Source organism: Hyphomonas sp. ske169 (genome assembly GCF_056850855.1).
Genome location: NZ_CP096146.1, coordinates 3,416,415 through 3,436,879 on the forward strand (window position 1 = coordinate 3,416,415; position 20,465 = coordinate 3,436,879).

Below are 20,465 nucleotides of genomic sequence, written 5' to 3' on the forward strand. Positions count from 1 at the left end.
GTATGAACAAGTGTACATCTAACCAGTGCAGACGTTCTTCCGAACGGGGGCTTACGACAAGGGCTGAAGATGAGAGTACAAACCCCCAACCGTAATACGATTGACTATAATTGTGGTGGTTTCGAGACGCTGACCGAGGCGCTTGATTATGCTGCCAAGGGCGTCACGGGGCTCAATTTCTATTCCGTTCGGGGCGAGCTGGAAACCGTGCTGACCTATGCGGACCTGCGGGCTCAAGCAATTGAAATGGGCCATCGGATTGCAACTGAGACAGAGCCCGGCGACCTTATCGGCTTGATCGCAGAGACCAGCCCAGATTTCGCAATCATGTTCTTCGCCTGTCAGTATGCGGGCGTTCTACCGGTCCCGATTTCCGTTCCTGTCACGCTTGGCAGCAATGCTTTCTATAAGGACCAAATCAAGCGTATCGGCGAGACCGCTAATCTGCATTGCCTCTTGGCGCCAGAAACCATTCTAAACGTGGCCCGCGAGGCGCTCGATCATACCCACATCAAGGTCGGCAGCCTCGACGGATCAGATATGCCGCAAACCAAATCGGATTTGCGGCCATTTGGCGCTGACGAGATGTGCTACATCCAATTCTCGTCCGGCAGTACGAGTTCTCCAAAGGGCATCGTTGGCAGTCAGAAGAGTGTCACGACCAATTGCCGCGCGATCCAGATTGGCCTCGATGCCAGAGCTGGTGATCGGATTTCATCTTGGCTCCCGCTCTATCATGATATGGGTTTGATCGGGCAGTTTATCGCACCGATGATGGCGCAGCTCTCCGTTGACTATATCGACCCGCAATCTTTCGCTCGCAGACCATCCACTTGGCTCAAACTCATCAGTGAAAACAAGGCCACGCATTCTTATAGTCCAAGCTTTGGCTATGAAATCAGCGCGAAGCGTTGGCGCGGTGGCGATCTCGATCTTTCCAGCTGGCGCGTCGCTGGCATTGGCGGCGATATGGTGCGCGAAGATGCGCTCAACAGGTTCGCTGATGTGTTTGCCGAATATGGCTTCTCACCGAAAGCCTTTGTCCCGAGCTATGGCCTTGCCGAAGCGACGGTCGCTGTCTCGTTCAGTCCTTTAAATAAGGGCGTGGACGTTGATGTGATCAATTCAGATATCATGCGGTCTCAGCAAAAGGCTGTTCCAGCCGAAGACACGACGGAAGAGCGTAATCGGCGGGCCTTGATTGCGTGCGGCCAAGCCATCCCCGATCACGACATGAAGATTTGCGATGATGAAGGCAATGAAGTCGCCGACCGGGTTGTCGGCCGCATTCTGTTCCGAGGCGACAGCGTCTCGCCTGGCATTCTCGATGGCAAATTGGGTATCCGCCCCCTCACCGATGCGGACGGTTGGCTCGACACCGGAGATCTCGGCTATTGGCTGAATGGAAATTTGGTCATCACGGGCCGCCACAAAGATCTCATTCTGTGGAATGGCCGCAACATCTGGCCGCAAGATATCGAATGGACCGCCGAAAAAGCGGGCGGAAAGCACATTCCAAAATCAGCCGCGTTCAAAATGGCCGATGAAGACGGCAATGGCGAGATTTTCCTGCTGGCAGAATGTAAAGCACGCGAGCCAAAGCAACGCGAAGAGTTGATGTCGGCGATTTCTGAGAATGTTCGTCAAACCGTTGGCGCGCCAATTCAGGTGATATTTGTTCCAACGCGCAGCCTAATCATGACCTCTTCAGGCAAACTAAGCCGCATGCGCACGAGGCAAAAATTTGTCTCTGGTGATTTTGAATTAGAGCAGGCTGAACCAGCGCTAACCTAATGCAAACGCCCGCAAATCGTGATGGCGCTCGAAATGGCAGGATCGCCATAACTGGGGCTACCGGGTTCATCGGGGCGCACCTTCTTCGCCGATTAGACGATCTAAATTACCCGACGAGTGCCCTGGTTCGGATGACGCCGAACCGCGTATTGGACATGCCGAGTTCTACGCGGTTGGTTTCCGGATCGTTGTCTGAACCGGAGGCACTTCGAGATTTTTTGAGCGAAGCCCAAACCTGTCTCCATTTGGCCGGAGCGACGAAATCGGTCAGCGCGGCTGGGTTTCACAGGGCAAACGCGGTCGGCACCTTCGATCTGGCGTCGCAGGCGGCCGCTGCTGGGGTTCAGCATTTTATCTATGTCTCGTCTCAAGCGGCGCGGGCACCGGCTCTATCGGACTATGCGGCGTCGAAGGCCGCAGGTGAGGCGGCGCTCGCTCCATTTCAAGCGCGCATGAAAATCACTATTGTGCGTCCGCCGGCTGTGATCGGTCCAGGTGATCCGATGCTTCAGCCGATGTTCGATTTGATCCGGTTAGGATGGTTGCCAGCGCCGGCTGAACCTCGAAGCGGAGCGCGACAGTTTGCGGTCATTGCGGTCGAGGATCTCGTCAAAGCGCTTATTTCGATAGCGACCGCGCCAGAACCACAGGGCGGTTTGATTAAGCCATGCTCTATACGATCAACCAATTGGCGCCTGGCCACTGAGGCTGTTAGCGAGGTGCAAAAGCGCCGAATTCGGAGACTGCCCATTTGGCCAGGTCTGTTGCGCACTGTGGGAAGGCTTAGCGATGGATTGGCGAAACTCATCAGGCGACCCATGCCGATCTCTTATGGCAAGGTTCAAGAGCTTCTCGCTGCAGATTGGACCTATGAGACGGCGTTGCAAGATGCCATGACTTTAGAGGAAATTTTCGCGGCGTGCTTTCAGGAACAGGACGAGAAAGCAGATGCGGGGCTGGAGAGTTAGAGTGGCAGATCAGAAAAAGATATTTGCAACAATCTGTTCCGTTCTGGCAGAGTATGTACCAGAAGGAACGGACGTTACCCTGGATACGAAAATTGTTGCGGACCTTGAGATCGATTCTGTCGATGTCTTTGATTTGATTATGGAAGTTGAAGATGCTTATGATATCAGCATCTCAATGGAGTTGATTTCGACGACCCATACGGTCGGCGAGCTTGTTAAAGTAGTGGATGACTTGATCGGTGCTAACTAAAGCCAAAAAGACCAAGCCGTTATTCGACAAATTTACGGCGATTAAAGAGCGGCATGAAATGGCCAAGCTGCTGGGCACAAGCCCAATTGGTGTGCCGTTTGAGAAAATCCTCACCCCAACAAAAGCTTTGTTTGAAGGGCGTGAAATTACGCTGGTCGGGACCAATAATTATCTTGGTTTGACCTTTAATGAGAATGTTCGCCGGTCCATGATTGACGCGATCGAGACCCTTGGATCTGCGACCACGGGCAGCCGGCAAGCCAATGGCACCTATGGTGATCACGCGGCGCTCGAACAAGAGCTGAAAGCCTATTTCGGCGCTGCAAGCGCAATTGTGTTTACCACTGGCTATCAGACCAATTTAGGCGCGATCAGCGCGCTTGCGAGCGGCGATGATCATATCCTCATAGATGCTGACAGCCACGCCTGCATCTATGATGCGTGTCGGTTGACCGATGCCGCCACGCATCGCTTTCGGCACAATGATCCAGAAAACCTGAACAAGCGCCTGCAGCGCCTACCGGAGACAGGCGCGAGGCTCGTCGTCGTCGAGGGTATGTACTCGATGTTTGGCGATGTCGCGCCGCTAGATGAATTGGTCGAAGTCGCGCACGCGCATGACGCGATGATCTTTGTCGATGAAGCCCATTCGGTGGGCTGTTTTGGTGAGAAAGGTCGTGGGATTGCTGAGGCCAAAGGCGTATTTGAGGATGTTGATTTCATCTCAGGCACATTCTCGAAAAGCCTCGCCTCGATTGGCGGGTTCTGTGTTTCAAAGCATCCAGAATTTGAGAGTATTCGCCTGACCAGCCGGGCCTATATGTTCACTGCCTCTGGCGCTCCTGCGAATATTTCGGCGGCGCGGGCGGCTTTAGATGAGCTTCAAAAACAACCCGAGCTGCGGGAGTCGCTCTGGGCGATGTCTAACAAGCTGCATGGTGGATTGGCGGAGATGGGATTTGATCTTTGCGCGCCTGCCTCTCCTGTCATAGCGGTCCGGCGCCCGGATGAGGTGACCGCGGTGCGGGAATGGAACGAACTGTTTGAGCAGGGCGTCTATGTCAATTTGGCGGTCCCGCCGGCAACACCTGGGGGAACAAGCTTGCTTCGTCTTAGCGTCAGCGCAGCGCATTCCGCCGACGAAATCGATCATGTGCTGAAGGCGTTCTCAAACCTGACCTAGGCGGTCCGTCTAACGAAATGCGCCCTTTCGAAAGAGACGCCAGGCCAAAACCGGCGCGTGCAATAGCGGGTATTTGCGAGCGTGATCGCTGACTTCGATTTCCGCGCCGCTATGTGATTTGATCTTCTCCAAGATATAATCGAGCCCGGCATCGAACGTAAAAAACGCCTTTAAGACGCGAAACGCCCCCATCGGCTTTCCCACAACCCGGCGTGTGAACCATTTCATACGGCAGAGATTTCTGCTGAACATTCCTGCGTCCGGCATGGTGATCGTTGCGGCCGATGAATCATTCGGGAAGGCAGCTACTGCCAGCTCGGCATATCGCTCAGCATGCTTGGCCACGATTTGTTGGGATCGGCCAGTGGCGTCTTCTGGACGAAGCTCTGTTTGATAACTTTCTTTCAGGCCGCGTTCCCAAATCGCGGTTTGCTTGACCTCACCAGAGAGCAGAGGTGCTGTCTCTGCCAAGAAATGCTGCGTCGCATGCGCCAGCGTATCAAGAAGATCGTCGCGAAGGTCTGGATCGGAGCAGATCAATAGCGTCGGCTGCGCAAAGCGGGCCCATAACATGGACTCGAGCGCTGCACCGCGCGCTCGCCGCCGAAAGGCTGACAAGCTGACAATCGAATATTTGCTGCGCAGACGCTCACCATTCGGGCCTTCGGCTTCGCAATAATGTACACTAGGCGGTGCCAAGAATGATCCGAATTGTTTCAAGCCAAAGCCATGCACGTCGCGATAGCGATCGACCAAGACATAGAAATCGAGCATTTTCCCAGAAGCCTCGCCCGCGCGGAGGCTAGAGCCGTAAAAAAGCAATGCTTTTTCGGCGCCTTTATGTTTGCGCCGGATTTCGGCCACCAGAGCTTCCGCGCGATCGCCGATCGGGCGCTGCTCTTGCTCGATGATCGCTCTGATATTGGAGATGTCTGGAGCTGGTCTCATCGCAGGAATTCCAAAGGCGGGGAAACACTCACCTTAAAAGTCTGATCAGCGGGCATTGAAAGCTCTTCGCCGTCGAACACAACTGGTCCGTCACATTGAAAGCTGATGGCTTCGCAGCCGGAGCTTGTGAGGCCATGCCGCGCCAAACCCTCACTCGATTTGCTGAGAACGGCTTTCGCGATCCCGGACCTGAGCCGTTTAATCGGCCACGCGGCTTGGGTGTGACCAATCGAATGATCGCCGCGCGCCCAGAATGGGCTGAGGCCTAGGCTTAATTCATGAAAGGTCGAGAAGAGGGAGAAGGCTTGCTCGGTTGATTGTGTCGAGCCGCATGCGGAAATCTCTGTGAATTGTGACGGCCGGACCACGGGCAGTCCGTCTTGGTACTTTGTCGATTGCGGAAACAGGCCGAGTTGAAGAATTGCCCGCGCGATGGAGACGCTGCCGCGGGTCTTTCCATGGAGGTTTTGCTGGGTGTAGAGCATCAAACGCGCCAGCGACCCGGTCGACAGCAGGAAGCCGACAAGCGGCGTTGTGGTTTCTGACGTCTCCACCAGAAGTGCATTATGGGTCTCAACCGTGTGCGCTTTTTCCTCGTTTTGCACACGGCTAAGGCTGCGCTTTAGCGCATCGACTTCGGCGACATGAAGGCCAAGTTTCTTATAGGCAAGATTGGTGCTGCCGCCGGGCAGGATGGCGATTTGCGGCAGCTTGTGTCCAGCGGCGTAGTGCTCAAAACACGCGGTTAAAGCGGCCAAGACGGTACCATCGCCACCTTCGACATAGATCGTGTCTCGACCTTCCAACAAAAGCGGCAGGATCAAATCGCCGAGCGGCGTGGATCCATCGAAATAGACAATCGGAATATCGCCATACTCGACCGCCACCCGCGAAAGGGTTGAGCCGTTTAAATCAACTTTGTGGCTCTTAGGGTTGATGACAAATATCGGCGTTGGCGTCATTTGACCCGCTCAGTTTCTAGATTCAGATGGATGCCTAAGCCGAGCAGCAAAAGGATTGGAAGCCCGACCGCCATTGGTACAGAAACCCCGCCGCCTTCGGCAACCGTCTTCAGCACGCCATCAAAGATGAAATAGGCGAACCCAATCGCGATGCCCATCATCAAACGCTGATCACCCGTCTGTCGCCGCCCCAGGGTCTGCATCAGGGGAACCGCGATGAGAATAAAGCCAAAAGCGACAATCGGCATGGTCAAACGATCAAAGAACCAAACCTGATAGGCCGTCGACGGTCGCACGCCCGAGCCTCTGAGCTGAGACAACTTGTATTGATCGGCGAGCGATAGATTGCGCGGTGAGGTCCCGAGCTTCTGCAACGTGGTCGGCGTCTGCCCGGTTTGCCACATGGTCGGGGTTGGCGTTTCGTCGCCGGACAGCGAGATGGTTCGTTGATTGCTGAACTGCCATCCCTGATCGGTATATTGAATTTGGTCGGCATAAGTGATCGCCTCAACCTCTTTGGCGCCATCGCGATGGTAGACAACGACATCAGACAAGACGTTACCGCGTAAACCACCAATCTCGACGAATGAGCGATCATCAGCAATCCACAGCGCGCGCGGCTTGCCTGCATCTTCCTCCATAAAGGCGCCAACACCGAGCCAGTTTTCCAGCACAGAAACCGTCCGCGGTAAGGCCTGGTCGATGAAAACCAAAGACGCAATTGTGACCAGTAAGACCGGTCGCACCAAGGCTCTTACTTGCATCAATGGCGAAACGCTCATCGAGACAAAGCCTACCAATTCCTGGCGCCGGATCAGCGAAATGAATGTGATTAAAAGGCTCACAAACAGGCCGAACATAAAGATCCGATTGTAGAGAGAGGGCAGGCGAAGAAGCGAGTATATTATCGCGTCCTGCGTGCCCGCATCTTCTGGCAATATGTCTGCGGCACCGATCGAGTCGACGACGCTTAGCAGCGCCAGCAACGCAAAGGTTGTGACGAACCAGCGCCCCAAGAACAGCCGCTCGAAGTAGCGCCTAACCAGCTTCATGTGGACGAGGGCTCCGTTTCATCCCCTGCTTTAGACAAGCGCGGCAGGCGGATAGAAGGCAGACTAGAGAGCGGCGGCTGAGCCATTGTCGTGGCGCTGCGCAAGAACAGCGCGATTGAGAATGCGCTGACCACAGCCATGACGCCCCAACTTCCAGCCCAGTGTGGCACATCTCCATCGAGTGCCATCGATTTGCCGAGCTCTAACAATTGCTGGATCGCGATTAGCGTGACCAGGCCAATCAAAATCGCGTTCGACGGCGGGTTGCGGCCATAGCTCAATCCAAACGGCACCGCGATTAATGGCAAAATTAGAATCAAGACAAAGCGCGCCAACTGATCGTGGATGGAAGCCCACGCGTCGATTGGTTCGATGTCGGCATTCAAGGATGAAGGATTTGCTGTTGCCGGCGCCCATAACTCCCAGAGCATCAGTTCGCGCACGTCTTTTCCACGCGGCCGGAATTGCGACAAGGCATCCGGCGGGCGCCATTTCAGTGAGTCAAAATCAACTCTCGAGCCAAGCGATTGATCCGGTTTGATCTCTGCGCCCATACCATTGTCGAGCTTAATCTGAGAGATCGTCCCGGCGCCTCTAACTAGGGATCCGGTTTCCGAGACGATGATGCGCTGTCCGCCTGTCGGTAGGCGTTCGAGTATGAATGAACTGTCTAATGCGCCGCTGTTCCGCTCGACATTTTCAGTCCAGACTGTCCAATTCTCGGCCTCCACGAACTTGCCTTCTATGAACACGGTTTCAATGCTGGATTCGGCGATGGAGCTGACCAAGCTGCGATACTGATAACGGGAGACCGGTTGCAGAATGGCAGAGGTGATGAGGAGGGCACTTGCCAGCAAGACGGCCATGACCATGAACGGTCGGGAGATCATGAAGAGCGACTTTCCCATGCCCCAAATGGCCACGAGCTCGCCGCTCCGGCTAATCCGGCTCACGGTGATTAAAACGGCAAGGAAAAAGGCTGCAGGAATCGCGATCCCCGCATAATGCGGGATCAGGTTGGCGATCATAAAGACCGCTTCATTGAAATTGCCGGGAGAACGCGAAACTAAGTCAGCAATCCTCAGTAAGCGCTCCAGCAATAAGATGCTCACGATCAGCAGCACCAGCCCGCCAAAAACACCAATGCATTCTCTGAAAATGTATCGCTGAATACGCTGCATAAGGATGATTAACTCACTTTTCGAATGTGTACACCTGTTCATCTGCCGTGCATTTTCATGTGGTGAACACAAAAACTTGATTGCGGTGGTGCTTATTTCGCCTATTTTTTGACACGAGTTGTGGAGAAGAAGCGGAATGTTTGTTCGCTTACTCATACTAGCCATGATCGGCTTCGCGCCGGGGGCATTGGCGCAAGCCGAGCTCGATATTCGGGATTACGAAGCTGCAGCCGTGTGCGCGCCGGGAACCGGTCAGGTTCAGGTCACGGTGCAGGGTGTGTCAGCCAAAGGTATTCTCGCCGTTGAGCTTTATCGCCCAAGCAAGCGCGACTTTTTGAAAAAAGAGTCGAGAATTCATCGGATTAGAGTTGCAGCTGAAGATGGCCCGCAAACGGTTTGTTTTGAAACGCAGGCGCCGGGGCGATATGCCGTCGCCGCGTACCACGATAAGAATGCCAATCGCGACCTTGATCAAAAGTGGAATCGCATGCCGAAAGAGCCGTTTGGGTTGTCGACCAATCCGAAACTGAGATGGGCCGTGCCGAAATTTGAAGAGGCCGAATTCGAAGTCCCGGCCGAAGGTGCGGCAATCACTATCGCGCTCGTGAAATAGCGCTTGCTCCCATAAATCGCGCGAGTACAACTATCCGCTATGACGGTAATCGTGACTCGCGCAGAAAATCCGAGCGATATCAAAAGCTTCGTCGAGTTGCCTTATCAGGCATATCGCGGTGAGGCGCAGTGGCGTGCGCCGTTGAGGATCGAACGGCTGGAACACTTTGATCCTAAAAAGAACCAAGCCTTGCAGAGCCTAAATCCGAGCCTGTTTCTTGCGCGTCGAGATCAGCAAATCGTTGGACGGATCGCGTCATTCGTAAACCCGAAACATCTCGAAAACCACAATGACCAAACCGGACATTTCGGCTTTTTGGATACACTGAATGCGACCGACGAAGAAACGGTGTCGGCCTTGCTGCAGGCCGCTGAGAATGACCTCGCCCAGAAGGGGATGTCGCGGATCGCGGGCCCCTGTAATTTCTCGGTTAATGACGAGTGCGGACTTTTGGTCGACGGATTCGACACCCCGCCAAGTGTCATGATGCCGTATGGCCGGCGGGATCTTCCCCGCTTGGTTGAGAAAGCCGGTTATCAAAAGGCGATGGACATGTACGCTTTGCGTCATCGCATGGGCGAAGCGTTTTCAACGCCGCCATTTGTGTCGCGCATCAAGAAACGGTTTGACCAAGATCCCCAGATTACCGTGCGGGCGTTAGACATGTCGCGGCTTTACGAAGACATTGCCTTGATCGTTGGTATTTTCAACGACGCCTGGGCGGACAATTGGGGCTTCCTGCCGATCAGCGATGATGAAGCAAAATTTCTCGCCGACTCGATGAAGCCGGTGCTGCAGTCTGAATCGCTTTGGATTGCCTTTGTCGATGGTGAGCCCGCCAGTTTTACGCTGATGATTCCCAATCTGAATGAGGCGACACTCGGCTTGGATGGCCGGTTATTTCCCTTTGGCTGGGCGACGCTGCTCTATCGGATCAAGATCGCGGGGGTGAAATCTGCGCGCATACCGCTGGCGGGAACCCGCAAGAAATTTCACAAGACGAGAAGAGGCATGACCGCAACGGTTGGGGCGTGGGAAGCGTGTTTGAATGCGCAACATGCGAAAGGCGTTCGCGAAGTCGAATTTTCGTGGGTATTAGAAACCAATAAAGACCTTTTGGGTCTGGCTGATATCTATGACTGCGACCGTTACAAGACCTACCGGATCTATGACAAATCCCTCTGATCAGCTGGCTCCGCAGCAGACCCAGCCTTGGTCGGTGTTTGTCCTCGCGGGCGCGCGCGCTAGCGGCGATGCGCTGGCAGAGGCGCATCAGGTTTCGTCTAAAGCGCATATTCCCGTTGCGGGTAGGTCGATGATTGGCCGCGTTTTAGATGCGGTTGATCGGAGTGTCTGTGCCGGTCCGGTCACCGTAATTGGATTGGAAAATTACGCGGCATTGCAGGGCGCTGAAGCCTGGCCGAATATGGGTGTAGTTTCGGGAGAGAATGGTCCAGCCGCCAGCGTTTCCAAGGCGCTTGCGCAAACCAAAAATCCATATCCCGCACTGATCACCACCTGCGATCATGCCTTGCTGACCCCGGAAATCATCAATGATTTTGTCAACAAAACCAATCCGCTAGATGCTGGCATGACTGTGGCGCTGGCGCGGCGAGAAGACATTGAGAAGGCCTATCCGGATGTTGCCCGAACCTACCTGAAGCTTGGCGATGGAGCCTATTCAAGTTGCAATCTGTTCTGCCTAAAAGCGCCTGATGCCGCAAAAGTGGTTGCCTTCTGGCAGGCGGCAGAAAAGGACCGAAAGAAGCCCTGGAAAATTGCTTGGCGCTTTGGCGTTTTCACCGCGCTGCGTCTGTTGATCGGCCGACCACCGGTCGAGGATGTGTTCCGAATCCTATCCAACCGACTGGGAGTGCGCGTGAGGCCGGTGATCTTGCCCTATGCGGATGCCGCCGTTGATGTCGATACACTCGCCGATCTGGCTTTGGTCGAACGCGTTCTGAGTGAGCGACCAGCATGAGTGAGACCGCAACTCCTCAATCTGACGGTGTGGTCGGGCGAATATTGAAGAATATGGGCTTGTTGTTTGGCGGGAAGACCTCCGCCGCACTGGTTGGCTTACTCGTGCTCGCGATTGCCGCGCGGGCGCTAACAATCGAAGAACTGGGCGGGTTATTGCTGCTGCACGCATTCGTGGCGCTGATGACGGGGGTTGCGACATTCAAATCTTGGCAGGTTTTGATCCAATTCGGCGCGAAACCTTCCGAAGCTGGCGACCTGCCACGCTTCCATAAGCTTTTGAGGTTCACAATCGGCCTGGATCTGACGGCAGCGATTTTTGCTGCGGGACTCAGCGTGACCGTGCTGTTTTTTGTCTATTCCTTTTTACGGCTTCCTGATGATGTCTTCTGGTACGCTTTTGCCTACTGTCTCTTGACGGCGACTAATTTTAGATCGAGCCCACTCGGCCTGCTTCGATTATATGATCGCTTCGACCTGATCAGCCTGTATGAGCAAACCGTCCCGATCGTGCGGTTGGTAGGGGCAACGCTGGGCCTGATATTCGGTGGCGGCCTCGCCTGGTTCATCTTAGTGTGGATGGCGGCCAGTGCGGCAACGAACGTTGTGATGCCTGTGCTTGCCTATCTCGAGATATCGCGCCGCGACCAACTCAAAGGATTGTTCGACAAGCGGCCGACGCTGAAAGCGCCCGAAAAAGGGATCTGGCACTATGTTTGGATGTCGAACATCGATTCGACGATCGTCTTGTTCGACAAACAAATGCCGACGCTCCTCTCTGGCGTTTTGCTAGGGCCGGGATTTGCGGCTTTGTTCAAGATCGCGCGCGATGTGTCTGACGTTTTGGGCAAGGGCGCGCGGTTGCTCAATCAAGTTTTATATCCCGAGCTTGTTCGGCTGATGATGTCTGGCCAGATCGCACGGGCGATCAGCATCATTGTCAGAACCAGCCTATCTTTGCTTCTGGCAGGCGTGGTCCTGGCGCTTTTGATACGCTTTGTCGGCCCATCCTTGTTCACTGTCGCGCTTGAACAGAGCTATGTTGGCGTTGTGCCCATCGCAACGATGCTGGTGATTTCGGCAGCTCTTATGGGGGCAGCGGCGCCGATCTATTCAGGTCTCTATGCGCTTGGAAATCCTGGATATGCGACCCTGGCGCAAGCGATTTCGGTCTCTCTAACGCTGGCCTTATTCGTCATTCTCGCGCGGACCATGGGCACATCCGGTCCCGGATGGGCGATGGTCATCGGGACCGGCATTGGGCTCGTAATCGCCACCACCATCGCGCTTAGCCGCGCTCAATTCGCACGGGACGCCGCTGGCCAAGCCGTTTTCAACGAAGCGACGAGCGATGACACAAGCTCGGGGTCGTCTGAGCCGCCAGATAAGTCCGGCTGACCCGGCCAACCGCCGTCTTCCAGCGACCACGTTTCATAGGTTTTCGAGCTGCTATATCGCGGCAGGACATGATAATGCACGTTCGGATCGACCATCATCAGCATCAGATAGTTGATCTTATCGTAGCCAAATTGGGTCGATAAAACCTGTTCAATATCGCGGATGACCTGCTCTTGCTCCTGAAACGCTTCTGAAGGCAGATCAGAAAACTGAGTCTCTGGCCCGTTGGCGACGAGGACCAATGCTCCCAATGTGCACTGTTTGGGGCGAACCAGGACTGACCAGTGCGCATATTTCGCAATAACTGTTGCAGGACCATTGAATTTAAAGAAAGTTGGATTGTATTCCGTCATCATAATCTCTGTGATGGTGTCTATGAGTGAGAGATAGGCGTTTTGTCGGGTTGTAGGGGCTGATAATGGATGGATCGCAACACGTTGCGTTGCCAAGAGTTCGACTGGTTGGCGAAGTTCCTGTCAAGCTTTGGGGCTTGAAACTTGAGGAATGGCAATCTCGAACATGGAAAAAGCTTGGCGCCGATAGCGTTGCAGCGGATGGCGCGTTTTGCGTTGGGAGCGATTGGATCGTATCGCCCGCCCTCGCCAAAAGCTTGCTTGCGCGCCCGGGTGCCGTTTTGATCGTGAAAGACACGCCCGACCAAGAACGTATCGCGATCGTTCATTCTGACGCTATCGGCGCGGAGACCCATGCTGCGCTGGTCAATTCAATCAACCCAGATTGGGATGAGCTTAAAAAAGCTGGGCTTGAGCCTGGCTATATGGATGATTTTGTTGGTGATTATGACAAAGCCTTGCGTAAACGCGAAGCGCCATATGCGTTGTCTCTATTCTCTCACACCCCGGCCCAAATTGAGCGGCGCTTGTTCAAGGGCTCCTATAAGGGCGTCACGGATCTGGTCACCAAATACGTCTGGCCTGAGCCGGCGCTACACGTGACGCGCTTGTGCGCGAACCTGCGGCTGACCCCGAACATGGTTACCACGGTGAGTTTGGCGCTGGTCTGTTTAGCCTTTTACTATTTTTGGATTGGCGCGTGGATCCCGGCCATTCTTGCAGGGTGGGGGATGACCTTCCTCGACACAGTCGATGGCAAGCTGGCGCGGACCACCATGACTTACTCAGCGTGGGGCAATATTTACGATCATGGGATCGATCTCATCCATCCACCATTTTGGTATGGCGCGATGTATGTTGGACTGCTCGCGACCGGGGCGGCGCACCCATGGCTGCTGCCATCATTGGTCATCATTCTTGTGGGGTATGTCGTCGGTCGCGTGACCGAAGGGATCTTCATGCGGGCCTTCGGATTCCATATCCATGTTTGGCGTCCGATAGATGCTTTTATGCGCGAAATCACAGCGCGCCGTAATCCTAATCTTTTGATTTTTATGATTTTAACGCTAGTCGGTCTACCAGTCTGGGGCTTTATTCTTATCGCTGTATGGACACTTATCTGCGTTCCGTTCCATATTATCAGGCTGATTCAGGCATTTGCCACTCGTGACGCCGTTCGTTCATTTATGGATACCTAAGATCATGCCTGGAACTGCTATTTTCGATATGGACCGAACCCTGACGCGCACCGGAACCTGGTCGCGTTATGTCTTTCAGGTGAATAAGGCGCGGCCGTCTTTTTATCTTCGTTTGCCCCTGCTTGGGTTTCACGCAATCCTCTATAAGCTCGGCTTGGTATCGCGGTGTTCTGTCAAAGAGCACGGACTGAAAACCATCAGCTGGGCGCCTCGCCAAAAACTTGAAGCGATTGCTGAGACCTTTGCCGAGGAAGAAGTTCGTTCGGGCCTTCGGCAGCGCACTTTGTCCGTGCTTGAGCAGCATCGTCGAGCTGGTGATCGTTTGGTTATGGCCACCGCTGCGGCTGAATTGGTGGCCCGTCCCATCGCGAAAAAGCTCGGAATAGACTATGTGATCTGCACAGAGCTCGAATGGTCTGCGGACGGAACCCTGACGGGAAGACTGGACGGAGAAAACTGCTATGGCCCCGCCAAACTCGAAGCGGTTCTGGCGGCGGATCAGAGCGCATCTTTTGCGCGTCCAATTGCGGCCTATAGCGATCATGTATCGGATACACCATTTTTAGAATGGGCTGATCAGCCTGTGGCTGTAAATCCTTGTCGCGGACTGACGCGTATCGCTGCTATGGCTGGATTTCGAGTAGAGGACTGGGAGTCAGAACAGATGGTCGAAACAGCATCATGAAAGCCATCATTTTGGCCGCGGGCAGAGGGTCCCGCCTCCTACCGCTCACTGAAACGCTTCCAAAATGCCTCTTGGCGATCGGCGACACGACGGTTCTGAGCTTGCAACTCGATACACTCGAGCGGGCGGGCGTCGATGAAGCGATTGTGATTACTGGTTTTATGGCAGCGCGGGTCGAAGAAGAAGTCGCCGGTCGTTCCGGGCCAATGGCCGTGCAGACGCTGTACAATCCGTTTTATCAAGTTGCCGATAATCTTGCCAGCTGTTGGATGGCGCGCGCGCATATGGATCAAGATTTCTTGCTGATAAATGGCGATACACTGTTTGAGTTCGCATTGGCGGAGCAGGTGCTGCAAAGCCCGGCCAATGACATCCAAGTGACGATCGATAAAAAACCGGACTATGATTCAGACGATATGAAAGTCACGCTGGAGGGCACGAGCTTAACTGCGATCGGAAAAACACTCGGCCCGACGGAAACTCATGGTGAGTCGATTGGCTTTTTGCGGTTTATGCAAAACGGTCCGAAATTGTTCTCGGACAAGCTTCACCAGATGATGCGCACGGGCGATGGGGTTCAGGCTTGGTTTCTAAGCGCGATTGACGCGCTCGCGAAAACCGAGACGGAAGTTTCGACTTTCTCAATCGAAGGGCTGACCTGGGCTGAACTTGATACGATGGACGATTATGCGATCGTCCAATCTTTGTTCGGGAAAGCCTAGCCAAATTTTTCCATAAGTGTGGACTAGGTGGGACGTTCGTCCAGAGCGCCAACATCCAGAATTGGCGCCGCTTCGAGCTCTTCGGCATCTAACAGCGTGGCGACATGTTCGAGGGATGAGACGATCATCGCTTGGTGCCAATCTGGAAGAGTCTGGAATCGGGCCTCAAAAGTGTCTTGCAGCAGGTCTGGCGCGGATGTGATCGCTTTAACGCCTCCTGGCAGGAGCGTAACCCAAACTCGTCGCCGGTCTTGATCGGAGCGGCGGCGCGTCACCATGTTCCGCGCGGCCAGCTTATCGACCAGGCTCGTGATCGTCGCGTGTTTAAGCTGCGTCAGTTTTGACAGCTCCCCGGCTGAAACTTCGCCGCGCTCCTGCAAGATTTGCATGACCAGCAATTGCGATGGCGTCAAACTCGCCATCGAGGCCAGACGCTTCGATGCCTGCTCGGTGCGGCGCTGAATCTGTCTCAGCGCGATAAGCGCGTCTTCCGACCGCTTACTCATTGGCTGTTCCAGTGATCCGCACTCAGCGTCTCGCCCAACGCCTTCTTCAGTGGCGTCAGATAGGTTTCGAATGGTCGCCATTGATTTTGCCCCGCGCGACTAATGGGTTGTCGAACTTGTTCAGAGCTTGCCGTGCGTACGGCGCGATCTGTTTTATGAAATTCTACGCAGGCGTGTTCAAAGGGCAATCCGCAATAGTTCAAAATGCGTTGAACTTGTCCCTCAAGATCAGCCAGCACTTCTTCATGTTGTACTTTCAAGATCCGGTTCTCGGGTAAGATTTCGGTCCAATGATCCATCAGATCGACATAGCCGCGATAATAGTGTCCGATCTCTTCTAGCCCGTATGTGAACTCTTGCCCTTCGGCGAAGAGCTGTTTGTAACCCGACCAACAACAATCCATAGGCGCGCGCCGGGCGTCGATGATTTTAGCGTTCGGTAGGATCAGGTGGATCAAGCCGATATGCCTGAAATTATTCGGCATTTTGTCGGTAAAGAACGGCGCGCCTTGGCGGTGGATTCGCGTATTCTCGATATAGTCCTCGCCGAGCTTTTCGAGTTCGGCGGCTGACAATTCACCCAAGATGCGCGGATATCGTTCGCGATCGCTTAGCAGGTTGCGACCACGAAGCCGATGCGCCAGCGACAAGATGTTTGGCAGCTCCAATGTGCCGTCGACCTGGCTGTGCGAGGCGAGGATTTGCTCGATTAGCGTCGAGCCAGCACGGGGGAGTCCAACAATGAAAATCGGATCGGGCGCCGAGCATCCTTTGTTACTCTGTGCGCCAATCACATTTTCGGTCACATGTGTTTTCTGCGCCGCAAACTCCGCCTGCATCTGCTCGGTGGAATAGCGTGATTGTTTCCGCTTCAGGGCGTTGCCAAGCTCATAATTGTCAAAAGCGCGGGCATAATTTTCGGCATCCTCAAAAGCCTTGCCGAGTGCAAAGGCCAGGTGGACGCGCGACATGAAGCTGAGCTCGGGCTGGCGCTGCAGCGTTTCCATTTGCGCGATTTCCGCGGGTTCAAACCGAAACGTCTTGAGGTTTGCGAGCGCATACCAGGCATCGCCATAATGCGGCGCTGCTTCGATCGCCGCGCGATAAGAGGCAATCGCGTCTTGCGCCCGGCCATAAGTCTTCAGGGCATGACCGCGGGAGGTTAGCGTCGCTGGATCTTCCGGGAGCGTCTTAAGTACACAATCAAAAGCGTCTAAGGCGGTTTCGTATTGTCCAGCTTGCATGCTCTCGATCGCGAATAGGGAGAGAAAGACCGGGTTGTCAGGATCTCGCTTCAGGAGCGCTTCGGCTTCCTCCAAGGCAGCGCCAAATTTTTGGCGTTTGCGCAAGACTTGAATGTGATCGATGCGCAATTGGATATTATCTGGATCAAGTGCGATCGCGGTTTCGAGCAGGAAATCAGCATCTTCGTGGACGCCCAGGCGTGAACCGATATCCGCGAGCAGACGCATGCCTTCAATATGCTGAGGGTGCTTCTGGAGAAACGCGCGGGCAATTTCCTCAGCCCGCAAAATGCGCCCTTCATAAAGGTGATTGGTCACCGCGAGCAGTTCCCGCGGCAAAGCCGTTATTCGAGTGAGTTGGGCCAGTGCTTGGTCGGCTTCTGCAGCGCGACCGGAAAGCCGGAACAAGTCCACCTGTGCCTGCCAGCTCGCCGTCAGGGCCGGATTGCATCGCGTGGCGCTCTGAAAAGCCGTCAGTGCCTGATCATTGAGGCCGATGCCTTTGAGAAGATGAGCCTCTTCTTGGAAGGCACGGCCATAATCGGGCGCGACCTGTTTCAATGTCTGCAGATAGTCGCGCGCAGCAGCGCTCTGACCGAGATAGCGCGCTGCGACGGCCGCCATATAGAGGCCATCCATATGGTCGGGCTCGGATTCAAGAATTTGTGCGGCGATCTCAGCCGCGTCTCCGAACTGACCAGCACGCATCGCCGCTTGCGCCTGTTGGAGACGGTCTGCGTGCGTAGGGGAGGACGGGTCGGCGCTCATCTTGCTCATAAAGAGGCAGCGTCCTGACGGATCAAGACGCTGCCTTCAAAAGGATTAGGCGTTACGCTTAGAAATCATAACCAACGCGAACCCCAATCGTCCGCGGACGAAGCGGGGTAACCCGCTCGCGATCGAACACAAAATTGTTGCTCAGCTCGGCATATTCATTGGTCAGGTTCGTTGCGAACAATTCAGCAGACCAGTCATTTGCTGTGACGCCCAGCGTGGTTCCGAGGGTCACGTAACCGTCAACATCGGTTTTGTTGATCTCGATAATGTCGCTGACCGAGTCATCGGAGAAGACCAGTTGCGGCATGATGTGTGCGGTCAGGTTTGAGCCAGCGATTTCGCGCTCCAGATCCCACTCGTAGCGGACGCGGACATTGCCCTGCCAAGCCGGTGCGAAGGCGAGATCGCTGCCTTCTAGCACGTCATTTGTCGGTGTCAGGACGTCCGTGACTTCAGTGTCGAGCAAAGAGAAGGCGCCCGCAATTGTCAGGCCATCGACCTCGAAGGGCGCCCAGGTGAAGTCGCCCTCAATGCCGGAAATTTCCGCATTCGCTGCATTGTCTGAGAAGAACAGGTTCACAATTGATGGATCAAAAATCGTCGTCTGCAGGCCTTCGACTTCAACGAAGAAAGCCGAGCCATTGAAGCGTAACGAATTGTCGAACAATTCTGTTTTCCAGCCGAGCTCATAGTTTTGAACTTCATCCGTATCCACCGCGAACGGCACAGTGAATCCGTTCGGGCCAGCGGCGCCACCAGGCCGGTTCAACAGGCCTGGTCGGAAGCCTTCGGAGTATGTTGCGTAAAACAGCATATCGCTATTCGGCGTCCAGGTTCCGGTCAGCTTGTAGATGACGCCATCCGTGGACGCTTTATCCGGCGCGCCAACGGTATTGTTCGGCGCGAACTGAGCTGAGATATTGGTTCCGAAAGCCTGGGCATCATCGGTTTGCCCCAAGTTGAAGAAGGAAGAGTTGGCAGAGCCTTCCAGATCAACCTCAATATCGTACCAGCGCGCGCCGAAGGTGACGGCAAACTGATCCGAGATGTCAAACGTCGCTTCGCCAAATACACCGAGCTGCTCATCCGTACGCAAGACGTCATTTCGGAAAATCACGCCAGCCGGGAAGGGGCCAGGATCGCTGAAATAGCCCGGTGCGGCATTGCCAACTTCGCCGGTGACAGACGTGTTCGTCAGGGGGAAGTTCGGAGCAAAGCCGAGTTCTCCGTTAAACCCAACCGCAAACTCAGACCCAGGATAGGTGAAATCATTCAGCTCAGTCAGTTCGAGATCCGAATAGAACGCCCCAAACGTCGCGCGGAAGCGGTTTTCACGCGGCGTGTTGAAGCGGAGTTCGTGGGTTTGAACCGTGGTTTCCGTCGATGAGTTCACAAACAGGTTCGGGGCCTGACAGGTCCCGGTTGGCGCCGCCGCGCCGGGATAGGTCACCGAGCCGTCACAGATATAATAAGGCAGGTACTGACCCACGAAGAGATAGTCGGAATAGTCGACGGTCTGATCGGTGGTTCGCTCTGTATAGGCGCCAGTATAGAGCGCCTCCAGCATGCCGAGACGGCCTTCGAGGGTCCAACTTGTATTGTGGAAACTGTCTTCAATCTCATCATCAGAGAAACGCTGGATGTCATAATCATCGAGCTCAGGATCGGCGAAGAAGACGCCTTCGCTATCGATCTGTTGCTGCGCGTGGGTGACGAGCAAGCTCCAATCGTCATTAAAGTCATACTGACCGCTGAGGCGGAAGCCCGCATAGCTGGTATCGTTGAAATCGTTTTCGGCGAGGCTCGCATTGTTGGCCGGGATGAAGTTCACCGCCGACAGATCTGCGCCAGCTTGGAAGCCAGCGCGGCCTGCAGAGACAGGCACGCCATTTGAGCGGACTGTGCCAGCGGGCCGGAAACGGGCGGATTCTTGAACGCTACGAATGCCGCCAACATTGTCGATGTATCCGCCTTGATTGTCTGAATAGACTACGCCGCGGACCGCGAAACGATCTGACACGGGAATATTCAGCATGGCTTCGACACTATTGCTCATCTCACCGCCATCAGCGAAAGAGGTGGACGCCTTTAGGGCCGCATCAAAGTCTGTGAAATCGGGCTTGTTTGTAATCAGACGAACCGTACCGGCTTGCGAGCTTGCGCCAAACAGAGTGCCCTGAGGCCCGGACAGCACTTCGACGCGCTCCAGATCTGCGGCATAGACATCAAGGTTACGCCCCGGCTGGCCGAGTGGCTGTTCGTCGAGATAGAAGGCCACGTTTGGCGCTAAGCCAGCCACGCCTGCAGTCGTCAGGTTTGGCGTGGTCGACGCCAAACCGCGAATGTAAATCGTGTTCTGGCCAGGGCCGGAGCCGCCTGCCGTCACACCTGGCAGCTGAATGAGATAGTCGTTGAAATTCTTGACCCCAAGCGCTTCGAGCTCTTGCTCTCCGATGGCGTTGACGGCGACAGGAATGCTCTGCGCGCTTTCGGAACGTTTTGTGGCGGTCACCGTGACCTGTTGGAGGCGGCGCGCTTCGCCATCTTCGGCGTCTTGCGCGGCGGCGCTGAAGCCAAAAAGACCAGACATGGCGATCAATGAGACGCCACTCATAAGTCGATACATTTTTTATCCCTCGGGGTTGCTCTG

The 20,465-nt window shown here is 54.8% G+C and carries 19 protein-coding genes; 11 read left to right on the forward strand and 8 right to left on the reverse strand.

Translation table 11 applies throughout. From position 1 onward, the window contains the following. The first annotated feature begins 69 nt into the window (after positions 1-69). The 4 genes from MY069_RS16680 to spt are packed head-to-tail and all read left to right on the forward strand — an operon-like array spanning position 70 to position 4,195. A complete protein-coding gene (locus MY069_RS16680) occupies positions 70-1,794 on the forward strand; it encodes a fatty acyl-AMP ligase (RefSeq protein WP_482794916.1) in 1,725 nt (574 codons plus the stop codon). Next, the gene (locus tag MY069_RS16685) at positions 1,794-2,762 is read left to right on the forward strand and encodes an NAD-dependent epimerase/dehydratase family protein (RefSeq protein ID WP_482794917.1); all 969 of its coding nucleotides are present in this window, start codon (positions 1,794-1,796) and stop codon (positions 2,760-2,762) included. The genes MY069_RS16680 and MY069_RS16685 overlap by 1 nt, the downstream gene beginning before the upstream one ends. A gap of 1 nt (position 2,763) precedes the next feature. Then, positions 2,764-3,012, forward strand: coding sequence for an acyl carrier protein (locus tag MY069_RS16690; protein WP_482794918.1), 249 nt, complete (start codon positions 2,764-2,766; stop codon positions 3,010-3,012). Continuing rightward, positions 3,002-4,195 (forward strand): serine palmitoyltransferase, encoded by a 1,194-nt coding sequence (gene spt / locus MY069_RS16695; protein WP_482794919.1) that lies wholly within the window; start codon positions 3,002-3,004, stop codon positions 4,193-4,195. The genes MY069_RS16690 and spt overlap by 11 nt, the downstream gene beginning before the upstream one ends. Positions 4,196-4,204: 9 nt before the next feature. On the opposite strand, the gene MY069_RS16700 is transcribed toward spt, so the two are convergent. Genes MY069_RS16700 through MY069_RS16715 form a run of 4 tightly spaced genes read right to left on the reverse strand, consistent with a single transcriptional unit; the run spans position 4,205 to position 8,338 of the window. Then, the gene (locus MY069_RS16700) at positions 4,205-5,143 is read right to left on the reverse strand and encodes a hypothetical protein (protein ID WP_482794920.1); all 939 of its coding nucleotides are present in this window, start codon (positions 5,141-5,143) and stop codon (positions 4,205-4,207) included. After that, positions 5,140-6,105, reverse strand: coding sequence for a diacylglycerol kinase family protein (locus MY069_RS16705; protein WP_482794921.1), 966 nt, complete (start codon positions 6,103-6,105; stop codon positions 5,140-5,142). Before MY069_RS16705 ends, MY069_RS16700 begins: the two co-directional genes overlap by 4 nt. Then, positions 6,102-7,157: an LptF/LptG family permease gene (locus MY069_RS16710; protein ID WP_482794922.1), complete on the reverse strand. Its 1,056-nt coding sequence runs from the start codon at positions 7,155-7,157 to the stop codon at positions 6,102-6,104. Before MY069_RS16710 ends, MY069_RS16705 begins: the two co-directional genes overlap by 4 nt. After that, positions 7,154-8,338 (reverse strand): LptF/LptG family permease, encoded by a 1,185-nt coding sequence (locus MY069_RS16715; RefSeq protein ID WP_482794923.1) that lies wholly within the window; start codon positions 8,336-8,338, stop codon positions 7,154-7,156. The genes MY069_RS16710 and MY069_RS16715 overlap by 4 nt, the downstream gene beginning before the upstream one ends. A 136-nt stretch (positions 8,339-8,474) precedes the next feature. Here MY069_RS16715 and MY069_RS16720 point away from each other — a divergent pair, with 136 nt between their 5' ends. The 4 genes from MY069_RS16720 to MY069_RS16735 are packed head-to-tail and all read left to right on the forward strand — an operon-like array spanning position 8,475 to position 12,329. After that, positions 8,475-8,951: a DUF2141 domain-containing protein gene (locus MY069_RS16720; RefSeq protein ID WP_482794924.1), complete on the forward strand. Its 477-nt coding sequence runs from the start codon at positions 8,475-8,477 to the stop codon at positions 8,949-8,951. A 51-nt stretch (positions 8,952-9,002) separates the two neighbouring features. Next, a complete protein-coding gene (locus tag MY069_RS16725; RefSeq protein ID WP_482794925.1) occupies positions 9,003-10,136 on the forward strand; it encodes a hypothetical protein in 1,134 nt (377 codons plus the stop codon). Continuing rightward, on the forward strand, positions 10,120-10,932 hold the full coding sequence (locus MY069_RS16730; protein WP_482794926.1) for a nucleotidyltransferase family protein: 813 nt from the start codon (positions 10,120-10,122) through the stop codon (positions 10,930-10,932). The genes MY069_RS16725 and MY069_RS16730 overlap by 17 nt, the downstream gene beginning before the upstream one ends. Beyond that, positions 10,929-12,329: a lipopolysaccharide biosynthesis protein gene (locus MY069_RS16735; protein ID WP_482794927.1), complete on the forward strand. Its 1,401-nt coding sequence runs from the start codon at positions 10,929-10,931 to the stop codon at positions 12,327-12,329. The genes MY069_RS16730 and MY069_RS16735 overlap by 4 nt, the downstream gene beginning before the upstream one ends. On the opposite strand, the gene MY069_RS16740 is transcribed toward MY069_RS16735, so the two are convergent. Continuing rightward, entirely contained in the window at positions 12,230-12,682 is a 453-nt protein-coding gene (locus MY069_RS16740; RefSeq protein WP_482794928.1) for an HIT family protein, read from the reverse strand. The genes MY069_RS16735 and MY069_RS16740 overlap by 100 nt on opposite strands. Positions 12,683-12,747: 65 nt before the next feature. Here MY069_RS16740 and MY069_RS16745 point away from each other — a divergent pair, with 65 nt between their 5' ends. Genes MY069_RS16745 through MY069_RS16755 form a run of 3 tightly spaced genes read left to right on the forward strand, consistent with a single transcriptional unit; the run spans position 12,748 to position 15,288 of the window. Next, a complete protein-coding gene (locus MY069_RS16745; RefSeq protein WP_482794929.1) occupies positions 12,748-13,881 on the forward strand; it encodes a CDP-alcohol phosphatidyltransferase family protein in 1,134 nt (377 codons plus the stop codon). 4 nt (positions 13,882-13,885) lie between these two features. Beyond that, complete coding sequence (locus MY069_RS16750; RefSeq protein ID WP_482794930.1) at positions 13,886-14,566, forward strand: HAD family hydrolase; 681 nt, start codon at positions 13,886-13,888, stop codon at positions 14,564-14,566. After that, positions 14,563-15,288, forward strand: coding sequence for a phosphocholine cytidylyltransferase family protein (locus tag MY069_RS16755; RefSeq protein WP_482794931.1), 726 nt, complete (start codon positions 14,563-14,565; stop codon positions 15,286-15,288). Before MY069_RS16750 ends, MY069_RS16755 begins: the two co-directional genes overlap by 4 nt. 23 nt (positions 15,289-15,311) lie before the next feature. Here MY069_RS16755 and MY069_RS16760 read toward each other — a convergent pair whose 3' ends face one another. The 3 genes from MY069_RS16760 to MY069_RS16770 all read right to left on the reverse strand — a co-directional run bounded on the left by MY069_RS16760 (position 15,312) and on the right by MY069_RS16770 (position 20,441). Continuing rightward, positions 15,312-15,794, reverse strand: a complete 483-nt coding sequence (locus MY069_RS16760; protein WP_482794932.1) for a MarR family winged helix-turn-helix transcriptional regulator — start codon at positions 15,792-15,794, stop codon at positions 15,312-15,314. Beyond that, a complete protein-coding gene (locus tag MY069_RS16765) occupies positions 15,791-17,806 on the reverse strand; it encodes a tetratricopeptide repeat-containing sulfotransferase family protein (RefSeq protein ID WP_482796728.1) in 2,016 nt (671 codons plus the stop codon). The genes MY069_RS16760 and MY069_RS16765 overlap by 4 nt, the downstream gene beginning before the upstream one ends. Positions 17,807-17,873: 67 nt before the next feature. Further along, positions 17,874-20,441, reverse strand: a complete 2,568-nt coding sequence (locus MY069_RS16770) for a TonB-dependent receptor (protein ID WP_482794933.1) — start codon at positions 20,439-20,441, stop codon at positions 17,874-17,876. Positions 20,442-20,465: the final 24 nt, after the last annotated feature.